This is a genomic window from Zestomonas ipomoeae, assembly GCF_057128665.1.
Window position 1 is genome coordinate 1 of record NZ_JBSKHQ010000022.1, and the last position, 18,154, is coordinate 18,154.

15 protein-coding genes and 1 pseudogene are annotated in these 18,154 nt (G+C 67.2%); 12 read left to right on the forward strand and 4 right to left on the reverse strand.

The genetic code is table 11. The features are described 5' to 3' along the window. The 8 genes and pseudogenes from ACWKV7_RS20065 to ACWKV7_RS20100 form a co-directional block, all read left to right on the forward strand. Positions 1-327, forward strand: a pseudogene (locus ACWKV7_RS20065) (type VI secretion system tip protein VgrG); the annotation flags it as partial. 20 nt (positions 328-347) lie between these two features. After that, the gene (gene tla1, locus ACWKV7_RS20070) at positions 348-1,160 is read left to right on the forward strand and encodes a toxin Tle1 chaperone Tla1 (protein WP_483859471.1); all 813 of its coding nucleotides are present in this window, start codon (positions 348-350) and stop codon (positions 1,158-1,160) included. A gap of 163 nt (positions 1,161-1,323) precedes the next feature. Beyond that, positions 1,324-1,854: a Tli1a family immunity protein gene (gene tli1a, locus ACWKV7_RS20075; protein WP_483859472.1), complete on the forward strand. Its 531-nt coding sequence runs from the start codon at positions 1,324-1,326 to the stop codon at positions 1,852-1,854. Beyond that, positions 1,839-2,129 carry a hypothetical protein gene (locus tag ACWKV7_RS20080; protein WP_483859473.1) on the forward strand — a complete coding sequence of 97 codons (291 nt, stop codon included), beginning with the start codon at positions 1,839-1,841 and terminating at the stop codon, positions 2,127-2,129. The genes tli1a (ACWKV7_RS20075) and ACWKV7_RS20080 overlap by 16 nt, the downstream gene beginning before the upstream one ends. Then, positions 2,126-2,641, forward strand: a complete 516-nt coding sequence (gene tli1a, locus ACWKV7_RS20085) for a Tli1a family immunity protein (RefSeq protein WP_483859474.1) — start codon at positions 2,126-2,128, stop codon at positions 2,639-2,641. Before ACWKV7_RS20080 ends, tli1a (ACWKV7_RS20085) begins: the two co-directional genes overlap by 4 nt. Next, positions 2,626-2,916, forward strand: coding sequence for a hypothetical protein (locus ACWKV7_RS20090; protein ID WP_483859475.1), 291 nt, complete (start codon positions 2,626-2,628; stop codon positions 2,914-2,916). The genes tli1a (ACWKV7_RS20085) and ACWKV7_RS20090 overlap by 16 nt, the downstream gene beginning before the upstream one ends. Then, entirely contained in the window at positions 2,913-3,428 is a 516-nt protein-coding gene (tli1a, locus tag ACWKV7_RS20095; RefSeq protein WP_483859476.1) for a Tli1a family immunity protein, read from the forward strand. Before ACWKV7_RS20090 ends, tli1a (ACWKV7_RS20095) begins: the two co-directional genes overlap by 4 nt. Further along, positions 3,413-6,085 carry a T6SS phospholipase effector Tle1-like catalytic domain-containing protein gene (locus ACWKV7_RS20100; protein WP_483859477.1) on the forward strand — a complete coding sequence of 891 codons (2,673 nt, stop codon included), beginning with the start codon at positions 3,413-3,415 and terminating at the stop codon, positions 6,083-6,085. Before tli1a (ACWKV7_RS20095) ends, ACWKV7_RS20100 begins: the two co-directional genes overlap by 16 nt. Before the next feature lie 52 nt (positions 6,086-6,137). Here the strand turns inward: ACWKV7_RS20100 and ACWKV7_RS20105 are convergent, their stop codons facing one another. Further along, positions 6,138-7,487: an MATE family efflux transporter gene (locus tag ACWKV7_RS20105; protein WP_483859478.1), complete on the reverse strand. Its 1,350-nt coding sequence runs from the start codon at positions 7,485-7,487 to the stop codon at positions 6,138-6,140. A 50-nt stretch (positions 7,488-7,537) separates the two neighbouring features. Further along, a complete protein-coding gene (locus tag ACWKV7_RS20110; protein WP_483859479.1) occupies positions 7,538-8,203 on the reverse strand; it encodes a hypothetical protein in 666 nt (221 codons plus the stop codon). Between the two features lie 142 nt (positions 8,204-8,345). On the opposite strand from ACWKV7_RS20110, the gene ACWKV7_RS20115 reads away from it, so the two are divergent. Together ACWKV7_RS20115 and ACWKV7_RS20120 are read left to right on the forward strand one after the other, a co-directional pair. Then, the gene (locus ACWKV7_RS20115; protein WP_483859480.1) at positions 8,346-13,253 is read left to right on the forward strand and encodes an alpha-2-macroglobulin family protein; all 4,908 of its coding nucleotides are present in this window, start codon (positions 8,346-8,348) and stop codon (positions 13,251-13,253) included. Between the two features lie 202 nt (positions 13,254-13,455). Continuing rightward, positions 13,456-14,184: a substrate-binding periplasmic protein gene (locus ACWKV7_RS20120; protein ID WP_483859481.1), complete on the forward strand. Its 729-nt coding sequence runs from the start codon at positions 13,456-13,458 to the stop codon at positions 14,182-14,184. Between the two features lie 26 nt (positions 14,185-14,210). On the opposite strand, the gene ACWKV7_RS20125 is transcribed toward ACWKV7_RS20120, so the two are convergent. Further along, the gene (locus ACWKV7_RS20125) at positions 14,211-14,504 is read right to left on the reverse strand and encodes a hypothetical protein (protein ID WP_483859482.1); all 294 of its coding nucleotides are present in this window, start codon (positions 14,502-14,504) and stop codon (positions 14,211-14,213) included. 4 nt (positions 14,505-14,508) lie between these two features. Then, entirely contained in the window at positions 14,509-15,192 is a 684-nt protein-coding gene (locus tag ACWKV7_RS20130) for a TetR/AcrR family transcriptional regulator (RefSeq protein WP_483859483.1), read from the reverse strand. Between the two features lie 78 nt (positions 15,193-15,270). Here ACWKV7_RS20130 and ACWKV7_RS20135 point away from each other — a divergent pair, with 78 nt between their 5' ends. Together ACWKV7_RS20135 and pbpC are read left to right on the forward strand one after the other, a co-directional pair. Continuing rightward, positions 15,271-15,639: a darcynin family protein gene (locus tag ACWKV7_RS20135; protein ID WP_483859484.1), complete on the forward strand. Its 369-nt coding sequence runs from the start codon at positions 15,271-15,273 to the stop codon at positions 15,637-15,639. Positions 15,640-15,800: 161 nt separating this feature from the next. Then, the gene (gene pbpC / locus ACWKV7_RS20140; protein WP_483859485.1) at positions 15,801-18,116 is read left to right on the forward strand and encodes a peptidoglycan glycosyltransferase PbpC; all 2,316 of its coding nucleotides are present in this window, start codon (positions 15,801-15,803) and stop codon (positions 18,114-18,116) included. The last annotated feature ends 38 nt before the right edge of the window (positions 18,117-18,154 follow it).

The following is an 18,154-nucleotide window of genomic DNA, read 5'->3' on the forward strand; positions in this document are numbered from 1 at the left end:
GAGATCCACCTCAAGGCCGGGCAGAAGATGGTCATCGAAGCCGGCATCGAACTCACCGTCAAAGCCGGCGGCAGCTTCATCAAGCTCGACCCCGGCGGCATCACCATCAACGGCCCGCTGGCCAAGCTCAACGCCGGCGGCTCGCCGGGCAAGGGCTCGGGCATCAAGATCCTCGGCCCGCTGCTGCCGGGCATGGCAGACAAGGACAAGGCGGGGGAGGTGCTGGAGCAGGCCCTGGCCAACTGCACGGACAAGCCGCAACCGGCGGTCTGCGAAGAGTGCCTGAACCGCGCCCGCAACCAAGTCCAAGCCTTGACGCCCCGTTAAGCCCTGATCGAGGACCGACCATGCATGCCAATGCCGCCACCTGGCTCGACGCCCTGGAAGAACAGGCTCGTGCCGCCAAGCTTGCCCATATCGATCTGCTGATCGATGCCACCGCCCTCGACTATCCGCTGCAATCGACGTTGCAGTCGCTGCCGAGCCCTCCTGCTCAAGCCCGGCTGTTGGAGGGCACGCCCGAGGCAGCACTCGCTGCCCAAGGGCCGCTGCTGCTGCGCGTACTCTGGACCGACCCGCAGCAGACGGCCTGGCTGGCGGACTGCGCCGGCCAGGTACACCGCGAACACCGCCTGCTCGCCTTGCTCAGCGACTGGCCGTTCGACCGTCTGGCCCAACACCTGAGCCATTGCACCCAGGCCGAATGGGAGCAGGGCAAGAGCAGCGGCCTGCTGCGCTACTACGACCCTCGCTTGTTCCTCGCCGTGTGTGAAATGCTCGATCCGACACAGAGCGTCTGGTTCCACGCTCCGGCGCTCGCCTGGTACTGGATCGATCGCGACGGCAAAGCTGCCGAGTACGCCGGCAGCCCGGCACATCCGGCGGACGTGCCGGCACCACTGCCGCCCATGAGTCTGAACAAGGCACAGGTAGACATGCTATTGGCCTGGACCGCCGCCGAAGCCTTCCGTCGGGATTACGCATTGATCCCTCAGCACTATGGCCTGGCCCAGCAGGAAAGCCTGATCCGCCACCTGATGCATGGCCAACTGGCAGCCGACCGCGCCGAACGTTTCGACGCCTCGCGGGATGACTTCGTGCTGGACTGGCTGGCCGCCAACTCCACCCGCGCACCGAGCCGGAGTGAGCTATGCGCCTGAGCGATCTCTCTGGACGGCGTACGCGAATCGCCCGCCAGCCCTCTAGCTCCACAGCCCGGACAAGCGCCAGCGCAATCCGGGCTCACGCTTCCCGGAGCGCATCGCGTGCCACGATCTATCCGGGCTACGTCCGCTGTTTTCTCAGCTCACCGGAGTTCCGTCCATGTTGCGCAATCTGAGCCAATATCTCGCCCTGCTGCTGTCCGCCCTGGCCCTCGGCGCCTGCCAGGCCCAACAACCGCAACGCCTCGGTGCGCCCATCGAGGGCTACAACCATACCTCCGCCGCCATCAATTGGTTCAGCGTTAATGGCGACGGCGGCCCTAACCTCAGCCCCAACAGTGGGGGAGGTAGCCAGAATTGTTGCGTCAGCCTGCCTACCAAATGGCAGCCCGGCCTGACCGTGGTGGTGGAGTGGGAGAAGGATCCAAATCCTGGTGCATCCCGATCTTGGCCAACTCCAATGTATTCCGATGCGTGGCACAAGGCGGCCGAGGAGCACCGTACTCACTACATCCATCATCGTGCCGTGGTCGAGGTAGCGCCTTATGAACGCTTAGGCACCGTCGACGTGCATTTTCTGCCCTGCGACCAGGTCGAGGTGGCAGCTGTAAACGCGCTTCCCGGTCAGCCTGGCTACCCCTTCAATTACCCGCTCAACATGGAAGAGCCCAGCCAATGTTCGAAACCCTGATCCCGCCGTCCGACCGCCTCAATCCGGAGGGGGGGCACCCGACCCCGCCCTTTCCCAAAGGTGACCGGCTGCCGAAGACGCCCATGGAAGTGGCTGCCAATTTGCGCCGCCAACGCGAGCTGGAGCACCAGGTCTGGTGCGATGCCAGCGTGGCCGAAGCGGCGGCCGTTCCTGTAGCCCATATAAGCGCCAGCGCGATCCGGGAACACACTGCCCGGATTGCCTCGCGTACCGTCAGTCTTTCATCGGAGTCCCACCCATGCGGCGCCATATGAGCAAGTGCCTGGTCCTGCTGCTGGCCGTTCTGACCCTCGGCGCCTGCCACGCCCAACCGCCGCAGCGCCTTGGTGCGCCCATCGAGGGCTACAACCACACGTCTGCTGCGATCAATTGGTTCAGTGTCAATGGAAGCGGCGGGTCGAACGTCGGTCCGCATGGTGGTGGGGGCCAAACATGCTGCGTAAGCCTGCCGGTCAAATGGCAGCCCGGCCTGACCGTGGTGGTGGAGTGGGAGAAGGATCCAACGCCCTATGCTTCGGAAAATTGGCCCGGCCCAATCTACTCCGATGCCTGGCGCCAAGCGGCAGATGAGGATGAGAAGCTAAATACCCGCCATCGCGCCGTCGTAGAGGTGGCGCCCTACGAACGTCTCGGCACCGTCGATGTGCATTTCCTGCCCTGCAATCAGATCAAGGTGGCGGCGGTCAATGCGCTGCCAGGTCAGCCTGGCTATCCCTTCAACTACCCGCTCAATATGGAAGAGCCCAGTCAATGTTCGAGCCCCTGATCGCCATGTCCAACCGCCCCGCCCCGGAGGCGGTACGCCCGACCCCGCTCTTTCCCAAGGGCGGCCGGCTGCCGAAGACACCCATGGAAGTGGCTGCCAATTTGCGCCGCCAACGCGAGCTAAAGCGCCAGGCCTGGTGCGATGCCAGCGTGGCCGAAGCGGCGGCCGTTCCTGTAGCCCATATAAGCGCCAGCGCGATCCGGGAACACGCTGCCCGGATTGCCTCGCGTACCGTCAGTCATTCATCGGAGTGCCACCCATGCGGCGCCATATGAGCAAGTGCCTGGTCCTGCTGCTGGCCGTTCTGACCCTCGGCGCCTGTCACGCCCAACCGCCGCAACGCCTTGGCGCACCCATCGAGGGCTACAACCATACCTCCGCCGCCATCAATTGGTTCAGCGTCAATGGAAGCGGGGGCTCGAACGCAAACCCTCATAGCGGAGGAGGGCAAACCTGTTGCGCTAGCCTGCCGGTCAAGTGGCAGGCCGGCCTGACTGTGGTGGTGGAATGGGAAAAGGACCCGAATCCTGGTGCGTCCCGATACTGGCCAACTCCGATGTATTCAGATGCTTGGCATAAGGCGGCAGCGGAGCATCGAACTCGCTACACCCGCCATCGCGTTATGGTCGAGGTGGCCCCCTACGAAAAGCTCGGCGTGGTCAACGTCCATTTCCTGCCCTGTGATCAGATCAAGGTCTCAGCAGGCCCTACTTACTACGGTTTCCCGAGCCACCCCTACAACTACCCGCTCAATATGGAAGAGCCCAGCCAATGTTCGAAACCCTGACTCCTCAGTCCGACCACCCTCCAGCACAGGCGGTGCACCACACGCCGCGTTTTCCTTACGGTGGCCTGCTGCCGAAAAAACCTATGGAAGTGGCCGCCAACCTGCGCCGTCAGCGCGAGGTCGAGCGCCAGGCCTGGTGCGATGCCCGTGTGCACGAGGCGGCCGCCGGCCGCGCCGCGCCAAGCCCACCCTGCGTCAAGGCACTAAATATCAGCCTGTTTTTCGACGGCACCAACAACCACGAGCCCTGGGACAGCAAGGCCCGACCGCCTACCACCACAAATGTGGCGCGGCTCTACCATGCCAGCCTGGACCCGAAGGTCGGAGTGCCAGAGGAGGTGGGTTGCTACCGCTACTACATGCAAGGCGTGGGCACCGAGTTCAAGGAAATCGGCGAGTACAAACCGGTGGGCTCTGGCCTGACCATGGCCACCGGCGGCGAGAAGCGCATCAATTGGGGCATGACCAGGCTTATCGACGCACTGCGCAGGGCTTGCGGCAAACCGCCCTTGGTATCGGAAGAAGCCTATACCCTGGTCGAAGCCATGGGCACCGGGCTGGTCACGGAAGTGCTGACCGGTGGTCAACTGGACGGCAATGCCCGCCGTAAGGCGGCCTTGCAGAAGGACCTACAGGAGCTGGAGCAGGCGTTGAAGCAACGGCATGAGCAGGGTAGCGGCGCGGAAATCAAGGCGCTGCGCCTGTTCGTCTACGGCTTCTCTCGCGGTGCGGCCGAGGCGCGCTGCTTCTCCAACTGGCTGGAGCAACTGACCCGCATCGAGGAAAACGGCGTAACCCGCCATCTGTTCGCCGGGCTACCGATCAGCATCGTGTTCATGGGCCTGTTCGATACCGTGGCTTCGGTGGGCTTCGCTTATCTCGCGCCCTTCGCCGCAGGCCATATGGGCTGGGCCGACGACACCATGCGCCTGCCGGATTCCACGACCTTTCTACAGCGCTGCGTGCACCTGGCAGCAGCCCACGAGCAGCGCGGCTGCTTCCCGCTGGATTCGATCCGCCGCAAGGACGACCGTAAGAATCCAAAGTCGCCGTCCCGCTACCGCACTGGCACCTACGAGTATGTCTACCCAGGCGTGCACTCCGATGTCGGCGGCGGCTACCCACCGGGCGACCAAGGCAAGGCCCGCGAAGGCGGCCAATATGTGCTGTCGCAGATAGCTCTGCACCATATGTACGACGAGGCGTTCAAGGCCGGCGCGCCCCTGCAGGTGCCGCCCCTGGCGCTAGATAAGGATCAGCCGAAGTGGCTGGAGATGAGTCCAGAGACCCAGATTGAGTTCGCCATAAGCGAATCCCTGGTAGGCCGCTTCAACAACTGGCAGGAGCAACTCAGCCGCGGCCCCATTGAAGACGTACTGTCTCGTGAACTGGAAGTGCTGACCGCCTGGCGCATCGACCGCTTCGTCAACGAAACGCTGTACCGGCAGGCGTTCTACCAGCACGTTGCCAAAGGCGACGCCACGGGCAAGAGCCAGGACATGACCGAAGCCGAGCGCGATGCCTTCAAGTATCTGCATGAGCTGCAACTGGAGGAGGATGCGGTGGCCCGTGGCGACCAGCCGACCCAGCGTCACTACCGCACCGATGAGGAGCGCATCCTGGCGGAGCGTCGGGCCGCCGAGAAGAAGGCCGAGTCCGAACGCATCAAGGCGGAATACGAACGGCGCACCGGCAGTGGTCCGATCAGCCTCAATACCCACAAGGAGTTCGAGCCCAACCTCGACCAGCGCCAGTTGAAGAATGGCGCGCTGGATTTCAAGCGAGACTACGAGGGCAAGTGGAACCTCGGCGAAGGTGACGGCACCGGCGAGGGCGGAATGCAGTCCGCCAGCATCTTCAACGTCCTGCTCGGCGGCTTGATCTACCTGATTAACGAGCAGGACGAGGCCGACGAATACAAGCGCATGAAAACCCATGGCACCGAGCAGAACGAGCGGCTGTTCATTGGCAAGGATCGGCCCACCGATGCACAGGCCGCGCTGCTGGTGGCCTTGTATGACGACCACGTGCACGACTCCCGCGCCTGGTTCATGAACTCCAAGCTCAATGGCCGCGAAGTCTTCAGCGACTACTTCCGTTACCGGGCGGTGTTCTTCGACGATGAGGCGAGCAAGCGCCTGTCGCCACTGGCCCAATGGGGTCAGGTGATCGGCGTGGCGGTGGCTACCGCCAGCATCGGTCTGGCGGTCAAGCGTCGCGACCCGCGCTACCTGCTCGGCATCTTCCTGCCGTCTCTGGGCACCCAGGTGCTGCGTGGCAAGGTCGGCCTACCGGAAATGCCGGAAATCACCGCGTTCGACAGCCTGACCGGCATCCCTCTGCCGATGCTGCAAGGCCTGGACGAGGTGCGTGCCTTCACCAAGGACACTGGCAAGGCGCTGGAGCTGGCCAAGGCCCTGCCGGTACCGCCGCCGCTCAGCGAGCAGACCGCCACCACCCCCGAGCTGGCGGCCATTCTCAAGGCGTACCAGGTGGCGGAAGCCGCCAAAGAGGCGAAGGAGGGCAAGGGTGCTGGGGGACTGCTCGGTGCAGTGCTCGACAACCTGGACGTCGCCCCGGCGCCGAGCCCCGACAAGCGGCCCGGCTGGCTGGAGAAAGCCGGTGAGGCGTTGGAAGTCTTGGACGACGAGCGCTGAGCAAGGGCTGCGGAGGTATGCGCCCGCCAGGCGGTTGGCCTGCCGTCGGTGGCTAGTCGCGTGCCTGGCCGATCCAGGCATCGGCCCGGGCCAGGCGCCAGCCGAGCAGGCCCAGCAGCAGCCCGCGCCAGGCCATGAACGCGAGAAACGCCAGCCACAGGCCGTGATTGCCCAGCCCTTGCAGCGCCCAGGCCAGTGGTAGTGCCAGGGCCAGCGCCAGCAGCATGGCGTCGCGCATTTCCCGTGCGCGGGTGGCGCCGATGAACAGGCCGTCGAGCAGGTAACTCCAGACCGTCACCAGCGGCAGCGCGGCTAGGTAGGGCAGGTAGGCCAGCGCCACGCTGCGCACGGCCGGGATGTCGGTCTGCATGAACACGAACCAGTGGCCGCCAAGCAGGAAGAACAGGGCGAAGCCGAGGCTGGCCAGCAGCGACCAGCCGCCAGCGACGATCAGCGCGCGGCGCAGGGCGTCGCGCTGGCGTGCGCCGATGGCGTGGCCGCACAGCGCTTCCACCGCATGGGCCAGGCCGTCCAGCGCGTGGGCGATCAACAGCAAGCCATTGAGCAGCAGTGCGTTGGCTGCCACCGTGGCGTCGCCCAGGCGCGCACCTTGCACGGTGATCAGGAAGAACACCAGCTCCAGCGCCAGGGTGCGGATGAAAATGTCGCGGTTCACCGCCAACAGCGGGCGCCAGCTGGGCCAGCGGCGCAACGCCATCCAATCCATGCGCCCGGGGTGTTCGGCCAGGGCCCGGCGGCTGAGGGCCAGGCCGAGCAGGGCGCCGCTCCATTCGGCGATCACCGAGGCCCGTGCGGCGCCGAGCACGCCCCAGTCCAGGCCGAGCACGAACCAGAGGTCCAGCGCCACGTTCAGCAGGTTGGTGGTCAGCAGGATCGCCAGCGGCGCTCGGGCATTCTGGGTGCCGAGGAACCAGCCGATCAGCGCATAGCTGGCCAGGGCTGCCGGCAATCCCCACAGGCGGGTATGGAAATAGGTGCGGGTCAACCCGTCGAGTGCCGCGGACGGTTGCATCAGCTCCAGGGCGAAGCCGGTGAAGGGGATCGCCAGCAGGCCGAACAGCAGGGCGAAACCGAGCGCTAGCAGCAGGCCTTGCGTGAGCACCTGGCGCAGGGCGCCGCCGTCGCCGCGTCCGGCTGCCTGGGCGGCGAAGCCAGTGGAGCCCATGCGCAGGAAACCCATGGCCCAGACCAGCAGCGTGTAGAGGCTGCCGCCGACCGCCACCGCGGCGAGCTGGTGGGCGTGGGGCAGGTGGCCGACGACGCTGCTGTCGACCAGCGCCACCAACGGCACCGAGAGGTTGCTGAGAATCATCGGCCCGGCCAGCGCCCATACCTTGCGGTGGGTCGGCGCATGTTGCCAGGCGTCGCGCAGCAGAGACATCGATGAATGCTCCAGAGTGGGGTGGCGATTCTAACGCAGTCGCCAACCGCTCAAGCTTGGCGGTGGAAGGAAATGCGCCTGGCCGCGATCTGCAGGCGCCCGCTCTGGTGGCGCCCGGCGTGTTGCCAGTGGAAGCGGATGTCGCAGTGGCGCTGGCTGCGGCTGCGGCTATCCAGGCTGAAGTGCAGGCGGGCACCCGCTACGAACAGTGTGGCGGCCGGTTGCGGTGTGCCTCGCAGTGCATCGGGCACGCCGGGGCCGAGGGCCTCGTAGGTGAAGAGCGTCGGGGCGCGCAGGCGAATATCGATATGGGCCTGCGCTTCTTCGCTCTCGCCTACCTGAACGGCACGGAGCAGCAGTTCGCGCTCGCCTGCCTGCAGATCGACTACCTGCAGGCACCGGCACTGGCCGAGAAACCGCGCCAGGTCGCTCGGCAGCGGACTGAAGAAGGCGCACGCGACGCTGTATAACAGGCGCAGCGCGAGGAAGCCGAAGCCAAGCCCGACCAACAACTGAAGAGTCTGGGCAGCGACCACCCAGTGCGGATCGCAGAGTAGGCCCCGTGCAATGCACCGCGTCTCGGCGCGCATCAGCAAATACGCATTGCCCGGCACGGTCAGCAGGGCTACCGCCAGTCCCAGCAGGCCGAGCAGGATGCCGGCCGCACCGATTCCGGTCTCGTGCAAGCGTTCCTTGAGGCGAAGTGATTCCAGCATGGCGGGTCTCGTCCTGGGCGGCGCGCGATGATAGCAAGTGCCGCTGTGCACGAATTGGCGATTCCATCGCACCGTCCTCATGCCGGTAGTGGCGCTCGGCTATAGTGTGCGGCTACCGAAACCCCGTCCCTGGGAGCCTGTAATGCTGAAGAAAGGATTACTTCTGGCCCTCGTCCTGAGCCTGCTCAGTGCGTGCGATTCCTCCACCCCCGAGCCTACCGGCAACGCCGCGCCAGCGGCGCAGAGTGCTGCACCGGTGGCGCCGAAGCCGGCGCAGGATCTGCCCGCCCTGGCCGAGCGCTACGCCGGGCGCGAACTGAGCGTGGTGGACGTTTCTGAAGTACAGCTCGACGGCGCCAGCGCGCTGTCGGTGACCTTCTCCGTGCCGCTCGATCCCGAGCAGAAATTCGCCGACAAACTGCACCTGGTCGACAGCAAGAACGGCAAGGTGGACGGCGCCTGGGAGCTTTCCGATAACCTCATGGAGCTGCACCTGCGCCATCTGGAGCCCAAGCGCAAGCTGGTGCTGACCGTGGATGCCAGGCTACGCGGGGTGAACGACGCCAGCTTGGCCAAGGAGCATGTCAGCGAGCTGAAGACTCGCGATCTGCAGGCCAGCATCGGCTTCGCCAGCAGCGGCTCGCTGTTGCCGACCCGGCTGGCCGAAGGGCTGCCGGTGATCGCGCTGAACGTCGACCAGGTCAACGTCGAATTTTTCCGCATCAAACCCGAGGCGCTGCCGCGCTTTCTCAGCCGCTGGGGACGCGACAGCAGCCTGGACACCTGGCAGGCCCAGGATCTCCTGCCGATGGCCGACCTGGTCTACGGCGGCCGCTTCGAGCTCAAGCCGCAGCGCAATACCCGCGAAACCCTGCTGTTGCCGATCGCCGGCCTGGAGCCCTTCAAGCAGCCGGGCGTGTACCTGGCGGTGATGCGCGAGGCGGGCAGCTACAGCTATTCGCAGCCGGCGACGCTGTTCAGCCTGAGCGACATCGGCCTCTCCGCCCATCGCTACCGCAATCGCCTGGATGTATTCACTCAGGCCCTGGCCGGTGGCCAGGCGCTGGGCAAAGTGGAGCTGCAACTGCTCGATGGCGAAGGACGTGTACTGGCCGAGGGCAAGACCGATTCGCAGGGCCATGCCGAGTTGCCGCTGCCGGCCAAGGCCGAGGTGCTGCTGGCCCGCCAGGACGAACAGACCAGCCTGTTGCGTCTGAGTGCGGCCGCGCTGGACCTGGCGGAGTTCGACATCGCCGGGCCCGCCGCGCATCCGCTGCAATTCTTCGTGTTCGGCCCGCGCGACCTGTACCGGCCGGGCGAAACCGTACTGCTCAATGCGCTGCTGCGCGATGCCGACGGGCGTGCGGTCAAGCCGCAGCCGATCACTGTGGAGGTGCGCCGGCCGGACGAGCAGGTCAGTCGCCGCTTCGTCTGGAATGCCGACGACAGCGGTCTGTACCAGTATCAGCTGCAACTGTCCGCGGATGCGCCAACCGGGCGCTGGCAGCTGGTCTATGAGCTGGGAGACGGCAAGCCGCAGCTCTATGAGTTTCTTGTCGAAGACTTCCTGCCCGAACGCTTGGCGCTGGAGCTGAAGGGCAGCGAGGCGCCGCTGAGCCCTGCTGAAAACGCGCAGTTCGAGGTCAACGGTCGCTACCTCTACGGTGCGCCGGCGGCCGGCAATCGCCTGAGCGGGCAGCTCTACGTGCGCCCGCTGCGCGATGCGGTGGCGGCGCTGCCGGGCTACCAGTTCGGCTCCATCACCGAGCAGGAGCTGAGCCAGGACATCGACCTGGAAGAAGCCACCCTGGACGCCGAAGGGCTCGCCAGCATCGATCTGGAGAGTCGCTGGACCGAGGCTCGCTCGCCGCTCAAGCTGATCCTCCAGGCCAGCCTGCAGGAGTCCGGTGGCCGGCCGATCACCCGCCGGCTGGTGCAGCCGGTCTGGCCGGCCGAGCGCCTGCCGGGGCTGCGTGGGCTGTTCGACGGCGAAGAGGTGGATTACAACGGCCTGGCCGAGTTCGAAGTGCTGCTGGCCGATCCGGCCGGCAACAAGCTGGCCACCGACAACCTCAAGGTGCGCCTGATTCGCGAGCGCCGCGACTACTTCTGGAGCTTTTCCGAGAGCGACGGCTGGAGCAATCACTACAACGAAAAGTTCCTCACCCTCGACGAGCAGACCCTTGGCCTGAAGCAAGGCAGCACCGCCAAGATCGCCTTCCCGGTGGAGTGGGGCCCTTACCGCGTCGAAGTGGAAGACCCGCAGACCGGCATGGTCAGCAGCCTGCGCTTCTGGGCCGGCTGGCGCTGGCAGGACAACGCCGACGGCGGCGCGGTGCGCCCCGACCAGGTCAAGCTGGCGCTGGACAAGCCCGGCTATGTCGCCGGCGACGTGGCCAAGGTCACCGTCACCCCGCCGACCGCCGGCAATGGCTATCTGCTGGTGGAGTCCAGCGACGGACCCCTGTGGTGGCAGGCTATCGACGTGCCGGAAGAGGGCAAGACCTTCGAGATTCCCGTTGCCAAGGATTGGGAGCGGCACGACCTCTATGTCAGCGCGCTCGTGGTACGTCCCGGCGAGCGCAAGGCGAACGTCACGCCCAAGCGTGCCGTCGGCCTTCTGCACCTGCCTCTGGACCGCGCACCGCGTAAGCTGGCACTGACCCTGGAGGCGCCGGAAAAGATGCGGCCCAAGCAGCCGCTGAAGGTCAAGGTGCAGGCGCGCAATGCCGACGGCAGCGTGCCCGAGCAGGTCAGGGTGCTGGTCGCCGCGGTCGACGTCGGCGTGCTGAACATCACCGAGTATCCGACTCCCGACCCGTTCGCCGCGCTGTTCGGCCGCAAGGCCTATGGTGCCGACCAGTTGGACGTTTACGGCCAGTTGATCGAAGCCGGCCAGGGGCGCATCGCCAAGCTGGCCTTCGGCGGTGACGCCGCCTTGGCGGCCGGAGGCAAGCGGCCGGACACCAGTGTGCTGATCGTCGCCCTGCAGAGCGAGCCGCTGCTGCTGAACGAGCAGGGCGAAGGCGAAGTCAGCCTGGACATCCCCGATTTCAACGGCGAACTGCGGTTGATGGCCCAGGCCTGGACCGGCGAGCACTACGGCATGGCCGAGGCCAAGACCGTGGTCGCCGCGCCGCTGGTGGCCGAGCTGTCGGCCCCGCGCTTCCTCGCCGGGGGCGACCGGACCACGGTGGCGCTGGACCTGACCAACCTGTCCGGCAAGGCGCAGACCGTCGAGGTACAACTGCAAGCCTCCGGACAACTGCAGCTTGCCGACGGCGCTGCCAGCCAGCGCATGGATCTCGCCGAGGGCCAGCGCACTACCTTGCGCATTCCGGTACGCGCCCTCGGCGGCTACGGCCAGGGTCACCTGAGCCTGACGGTGAACGGCCTGGACCTGCCCGGCGAGACGTTGCCGCCGCTCGCCCGCGACTGGCAGTTGGGCATTCGTCCGGCCTATCCGGCGATGCCCAGGCAGTTCCGCGCTGTGCTGCGCGACGAGCCCTGGAGCCTGCCCGCCGGCACCCTGGCGCAATACGAGCCGGCCGGGCTGGAAGCGCTGCTGTCGGTATCCAGCCGGCCGCCGCTGAACCTCGGCGAACACATCCAGGCGCTCAAGGCCTACCCCTATGGCTGCCTGGAGCAGACCACCAGCGGCCTCTATCCGTCGCTCTATGCCGACGCCGATACCCTCAAGCGCCTCGGCCTGGAAGGCGAACCGGACGCGGATCGGCGGCGCAAGATCGAACTGGGCATCGAGCGGCTGCTGAGCATGCAACGCTACAACGGTGGTTTCGGCCTCTGGGGGCAGGACAGCGAGGAGGAGTACTGGCTGACCGCCTATGTCACCGACTTCCTGCTGCGCGCCCGCGAGCAGGGTTTCGCGGTACCGCCGGAGGCGCTGAAGAAGGCCAATGAACGGTTGCTGCGCTACCTGCAGGACCGCCACGTGATCGAGGTCGACTACAGCGACGACGCCGACCATACCCGCTTCGCCGTGCAGGCCTATGCCGGCTACGTGTTGGCTCGCAGCCAACAGGCCCCGCTCGGTGCCTTGCGTACGCTCTACGAGCGCCGCAGCGAGGTCCGCTCCGGCTTGCCGCTGGTGCAACTGGCGGTGGCCCTGGCCAAGATGGGCGACCAGCCGCGCGCAGACGAGGCGCTGTATGCCGGCCTGCACCTGCCGCGCAAGGAGAACGACTGGCTGGCCGACTATGGCAGCCAGCTGCGTGACCAGGCGCTGATTCTGGCGCTGCTGGAGGAGCACGACCTGGCCGCCGGCCAGCGCGAGGAGCGCCTGGTGGAGCTGGCCGATGAGCTGGCCGGCGAGCACTGGCTGTCGACCCAGGAACGCAATGCGCTGTTCCTCGCCGGCCGCCGCCTGCTCGGCACCCCCGAGCCCGACTGGCTGGCGGTGCTCGACGTGGCGGGGCAGATTCGCGAGTTGAATGCCCAGCAATCGGCGCTGAAGCTGGAGGGCGCCGGCCTCGCCGAACCGCTCAGCCTCAGCAATCCGGGCAGCGCGCCGCTGTATCAGCGGCTGAGCGTCTCCGGTTATCCGGTCGAGGCGCCGCCGGCAGGGGGCGAGAACCTCAGCATCGAACGCGCCTATTTGGGCATGGACGGCAAGCCGCTGAACCTGTCGGCGCTGGAAAGCGGCGAACTGGTGCTGGTGCATATCGTCGTTTCCGCCAAGTCGCGGGTTCCGGATGCGTTGGTGGTCGACCTCCTGCCGGCCGGACTGGAGCTGGAGAACCAGAACCTGGCGCAGAGCGCCGCCAGCCTGGAGGATGCCGGCAGCGCGGTGAAGGATTGGCAGGAACGCATGCAGCGTTCGCGCATCAAGCACCAGGAGTTCCGCGACGACCGCTATGTCGCGGCCGTGGATGTCAGCAGCTACGAGAACAGCCACCTGCTGTACCTGGCCCGTGCCGTCACCCCCGGCAGCTACCGGGTGCCGCCGCCGCAGGTGGAATCCATGTACCGGCCCAACTGGCAGGCCCTCGGCGAGGCGCCGGCGCAACTGGTGGTCAGGGAGCGGCGCTGACCCCGCGGCAGGCGCGGTGGCGCGTCTGCTGAAGGAGGCAGGCCGGCGAGCGGGTAGGCCCTCGCCGGCCTCGCAGCCTGCCTGTCACGTGCCGTGGACGAGACGCCGTTCGCCTGTCGGTTCAGAGTCGGTGGCCTATGCTGGTTAACCAGGCTGGGCGATATTCTCCGGGACGATCATGCGTGGCTTCCAGATTCTGGGTATGGCCTTGAGCTGTTGGTGGGCCACGTTCGCCTGGTGTGCAGAAACCTGGCGCGTGGTCACCGAGGAAGGCTATCTCCCCTACAACTACAGCGACCCCCAGACCGGGCGACCGGCTGGTCTGGATGTCGAGCTGGTTTCTGCGGTGCTCGACGACCTTGGCGTTGCCAGCGAGTGGAAGCTGGTGCCCTGGGAACGGGTCAAGTACCTGCTGGACAGCGGCCGGGCGGACCTGGGCTTCCAGTTCCTCGGCACGCCGGAGCGGCGCAAGCAGTACATCCTGGTCGGACCGTTGCGCGATGGCAGCAACGTGTTCGCCTGTCGGCGCGGCTGCAACATTCGCTACCGCCAGCTCAGCGACCTGCGCGCGTATCGCATCGCCACCGTGTTCGGCTATGCCTACGGCCAGGAATTCGAGCGCGCCGGCTTGAAGGTCGATGATTCGGCGACCCGCTCCGACCTGCTGATCCCTATGCTGGTGGCCGGGCGGGTCGACCTGATCGTCGGCGATCCCTTGCTGCTGCAGACGCTGGCGATCCAGCAGGGCCTGCCGGATCGGCTGGAGTTCCTCGAACCGCCGCTGTCGGTGGAACCGCGCTATATCGGCTTCCGCCAGGGGGCGCAGGCCAAGGCCGTGCGCTTCGAGAGAAGCCTGGCCAAGCTGCGCGCCAACGGCACGCTACAACGCATCATTCGCCGCTGGGCCGGCCCCGACGTGGCGCAACCGTGAAGGCCAGGCAGCCCCGTCGCGGCCGGCTAGTAGATCAACCAACTGATCAGCCATAGCCCCAGCAGCAGCCAGACCAGGCCCAGGATGAACGAGCGGCGCAGGAAGGCCCGCACCGCGCAGTAGAGCAGCAACAAGCCGATCAGCAACACCAGGATGCCCAGCAGCGACGGGCTCATGCCCAGCGCCTGTGTCAGCCCGCGCAGAAAGCTGCTGCCGGCGTCGCCCAGCAGGGCGAAGAAGTCCCCCAGCCCCTCGACGATGAAGCGGATCAGGGCGCCGAGCATCTGGCCCAGCCATTCGAAAAAACCTTCTACACGCATGGGGTCATCCTTTGTTGGCAGATCGTGCCCGTCCGGCGTTTGGCCGGGCGGAGCGCGGGCGAGTTCCCAGATCGGGCGTTTCGCTGGCAGCCAGGTAGCCGAACACCGCACGGCTCACCCGTTGCTCGAGGGCGGCGGCGTCGCGTTCCTCGCGCATGCCGGCGGCATCCACCAGGCCCTTGACGATGGCCAGGATGTCACCGGCGAGCACCTGCGGCGCAACGGCGCCCTTGGGTGCGCCCTCGAGCAGTGTCAGCAGATGGGCCTGCAACTGGTCGGCGACGCGCTGGTTGCGGGTACCGATCGGCAGGCGGGCCTCCTCGAAATCCAGCAGCAGGGCAAGGGTGGGGCGGCGCAGCTGGTGCGCCACGGCGGCGCGGATCGCCAGCCGCAGGCCGGTATCGCGGTCCGCCGACTGGCAGGCGGCTTCCACTTCCTGCAGCAGGGTGGCGGTTTCCCGTTCGATCAGCGCGACGGTCAGCGCATCCTTGTTGGGAAAATACTGGTAGAGCGAGCCAATGCTGACACCGGCGCGCTCGGCGATGGCATTGGTGGTGTAACCGGCGAAGCCGCGCTCCTCCAGAATGCGAGCAGCGGCCTCCAGCACGGCAGCGACGGTGGCGGCCGCGCGCGACTGGGCCGGCAGTTTGCGCGGAGTGAGAGGGGGCCGCGAGGGGCGTTCGGACATGGTCGGGATGCGAGTAGGGAATGTGAGTGATAGCTCATATTCTAACCCGGCATTTCCAAACCAACCCGAGGTATCTCAATGAGCACTTCTGCCATTTCCGCCGACACATCTACGCCGCTGACCGTCTTCATGCTGGTAAAGACCACGCCCGAGTGGCTGGGCTTCAGCATCGACGAGCGCTTTCGCCAGTTGCACGCGCATTTCGAGCCGATCCTGCGCAAGCATCGCGAGAAGGTCCGGCTGCGCTTCTTCGACGTGGAGTTCTACAACGCACGGGTCACCGATCTCTGGCTGTGGGAGGCTACCGATCACCATGCCTACGAGCTGCTGGTGGAAGACCTGCGGGAAACGCCGTTCTGGGATCGCTACTTCGCCATCCTGGAAATCCTCCCCGGTGTGGAGAATGCCTATGCCCGCAACTATGGCCGCGATCCGCTGGCGGCCTGAGTCACCCCGCCCGGATGCGCATCCGGGCGCTTTCTTTTGTGGGCGACTCGCTTATGCTGCGCACCTCTGCCCATCCGCCATTGCCCATGTCCGACTTTCGCATCCCCTGGCTCGGTTCTGCTCGATGTCTGCTGTCGTGGCTGTACGCGGCCGGACGCCGGATGCGGCGCCCCTGGCTGGCCTTGCCGCTGGCGTTGGTCGGCGCGCTGTACCTGGCCGACCTGCTGTTTCCGCTGCCGCTGCCGGACGACGATCTGGCCCGCGTGGTGCTGGCCGAGGACGGCACGCCGCTATGGCGCTTCGCCGATGCCGATGGCGTCTGGCGCTATCCGGTCGGCCCGGACGAGGTGTCGCCCTATTATCTGGAGGCGCTGCTGACCTACGAGGACCGCTGGTTCTACCGCCATCCCGGGGTCAACCCGCTGGCCTTGGGCCGCGCCGCCTGGCAGAACCTCAGCGGCGGGCGGGTGGTCTCTGGCGGCAGCACGTTGTCGATGCAGGTGGCGCGTCTGCTCGATCCGCACGCCCGCAGCCTGCCTGGCAAGTTGCGCCAGCTCTGGCGCACGCTGCAGCTGGAGTGGCATCTGTCGAAGCAGGAAATCCTCGGCCTGTACCTCAACCGCGCGCCGTTCGGCGGCACTCTGCAGGGCGTGGCGGCGGCCAGCTGGAGCTACCTGGGCAAGTCGCCGGCCAGCCTGACCCGCGCCGAGGCGGCCTTGCTCGCGGTGCTGCCCCAGGCGCCCAGCCGGCTGCGGCCGGATCGCCATCCCGAGCGCGCCCAGGCGGCGCGGGACAAGGTGCTGCGCCGCCTGGCGGAATTCCAGGTGTGGCCGCAGGCCGCGGTGAACGAGGCGCTGCAGGAACCGGTGTTCCTCGCGCCGCGCCAGGAGCCGCGGTTGGCGCCGCTGCTGGCACGACGGCTGAATCGCCGGGACAGCCCGCCGCTGATCCGCACCACCTTGGACGCCTCGCTGCAACGACGTCTGGAGGACCTGCTACTGGGGTGGCGCGCGCGTTTGCCGGAGCGCACCTCGGCGGCGATCCTGGTGGTCGAGCACGACAGCATGGCGGTACGCGCCTACCTCGGCTCGGTCGATATCGGCGATGCCAAGCGCTTCGGCCATGTGGACATGGTGCACGCGCAGCGCTCGCCGGGCTCCACCTTGAAGCCCTTCCTCTACGGCCTGGCGATGGATGCCGGCCTGGTTCATTCCGAGTCGCTGCTGCAGGACGTGCCGCGCCGCTATGGCGACTACCGGCCCGGTAACTTTTCCGCCGGCTTCAGCGGCCCGGTGTCCGTCAGCGAGGCCCTGGCCACCTCGCTCAACCTGCCGGCGGTGCAGTTGCTCGAGGCCTACGGGCCGAAGCGCTTCGCCGGTGAGCTGCGCAACGTCGGCGTGCCCCTGGCGCTGCCGGCGCTGGCCGAGCCGAACCTGGCGCTGATCCTCGGCGGCGCCGGCAGTCGGCTGGAGCAGCTGATCACCGGCTACAGTGCCTTCGCCCGCGGCGGAAAAGCTGCGCGGCCCCGCTACCAGCCGCAGGACGCACTGCGTGAGCGCCGTCTGCTGTCGCCTGGTGCGGCCTGGATCGTGCGGCGCATTCTCAGCGGTCAGGCGCGGCCCGACCGCGATCCGCGCGCGCAGCTGGTGCAGCGCCCGACGCTGGCCTGGAAGACCGGCACCAGCTATGGCTTTCGCGACGCCTGGGCCATCGGCGTGGGGCCGCGCTATCTGATCGGGGTATGGATCGGCCGTCCGGACGGCACGCCGGTGCCCGGCCAGTTCGGCCTGGCGTCGGCGGCGCCGCTGCTGCTGCAGGTGCACGATCTGTTGGTCAACCGCGACAGCCAGCGTGGCATCGCCCCGCCGGTCGAGCCGGTGCCGGACAACATCGGCGTGGCTGCGATCTGCTGGCCGCTGGGTCAGCCGCTGGCCAGGGACGATGGCAACTGCCGGCGCCAGCGCTTTGCCTGGACCCTCGACGGCACTACGCCGCCGACCTTGCAGGCAGCCGACCAGCCCCTCGGCCTGGGCCTGCTGGAACGCGTCTGGCTCAACCCGGCGGGGCGCCGGGTGGCCGCCGATTGCGCCCAGGCCCGGCCCGTGGACATCGCCCTCTGGCCGGCGCCGCTGGAACCCTGGCTGCCGCGCCGTGAGCGGCGCGCGGCCCGCCTGCCGGCCATCGACCCACGCTGCCCTCCACCGCCGGAAACCGCCGCCACGCCGCTATCCATCGTCGGCGTGCGCGACGGCGACCGCCTCCAGGCCCCCGCCGGCAGCAGCGGTCCGGTACGTCTGTCGCTCACCACCCTCGGCGGCGCCGGGCGGCGCTGGTGGTTCCTCGATGGCGAACCGCTGGCCGACACCAGCGCCCAGGAGCCGCTCAATCACCGCTTCGAACGTGTCGGTCGCTACCAGCTCAGCGTGCTCGACGAGGCGGGGCAGACGGCGCGGGTGGAGTTCAGCGTGGTGCGCTGAGGGCGCGCCTGCGGGGCCATCCAGCGAGCCGGCTACAC

Bases quoted from the DNA above. Each gene is read 5' to 3' on its own strand.
- tla1 (WP_483859471.1), top strand. From the start codon at position 348: ATGCATGCCAATGCCGCCACCTGGCTCGACGCCCTGGAAGAACAGGCT.
- tli1a (WP_483859472.1), top strand. From the start codon at position 1,324: ATGTTGCGCAATCTGAGCCAATATCTCGCCCTGCTGCTGTCCGCCCTG.
- ACWKV7_RS20080 (WP_483859473.1), top strand. From the start codon at position 1,839: ATGTTCGAAACCCTGATCCCGCCGTCCGACCGCCTCAATCCGGAGGGG.
- tli1a (WP_483859474.1), top strand. From the start codon at position 2,126: ATGAGCAAGTGCCTGGTCCTGCTGCTGGCCGTTCTGACCCTCGGCGCC.
- ACWKV7_RS20090 (WP_483859475.1), top strand. From the start codon at position 2,626: ATGTTCGAGCCCCTGATCGCCATGTCCAACCGCCCCGCCCCGGAGGCG.
- tli1a (WP_483859476.1), top strand. From the start codon at position 2,913: ATGAGCAAGTGCCTGGTCCTGCTGCTGGCCGTTCTGACCCTCGGCGCC.
- ACWKV7_RS20100 (WP_483859477.1), top strand. From the start codon at position 3,413: ATGTTCGAAACCCTGACTCCTCAGTCCGACCACCCTCCAGCACAGGCG.
- ACWKV7_RS20105 (WP_483859478.1), bottom strand. From the start codon at position 7,487: ATGTCTCTGCTGCGCGACGCCTGGCAACATGCGCCGACCCACCGCAAG.
- ACWKV7_RS20110 (WP_483859479.1), bottom strand. From the start codon at position 8,203: ATGCTGGAATCACTTCGCCTCAAGGAACGCTTGCACGAGACCGGAATC.
- ACWKV7_RS20115 (WP_483859480.1), top strand. From the start codon at position 8,346: ATGCTGAAGAAAGGATTACTTCTGGCCCTCGTCCTGAGCCTGCTCAGT.
- ACWKV7_RS20120 (WP_483859481.1), top strand. From the start codon at position 13,456: ATGGCCTTGAGCTGTTGGTGGGCCACGTTCGCCTGGTGTGCAGAAACC.
- ACWKV7_RS20125 (WP_483859482.1), bottom strand. From the start codon at position 14,504: ATGCGTGTAGAAGGTTTTTTCGAATGGCTGGGCCAGATGCTCGGCGCC.
- ACWKV7_RS20130 (WP_483859483.1), bottom strand. From the start codon at position 15,192: ATGTCCGAACGCCCCTCGCGGCCCCCTCTCACTCCGCGCAAACTGCCG.
- ACWKV7_RS20135 (WP_483859484.1), top strand. From the start codon at position 15,271: ATGAGCACTTCTGCCATTTCCGCCGACACATCTACGCCGCTGACCGTC.
- pbpC (WP_483859485.1), top strand. From the start codon at position 15,801: ATGCGGCGCCCCTGGCTGGCCTTGCCGCTGGCGTTGGTCGGCGCGCTG.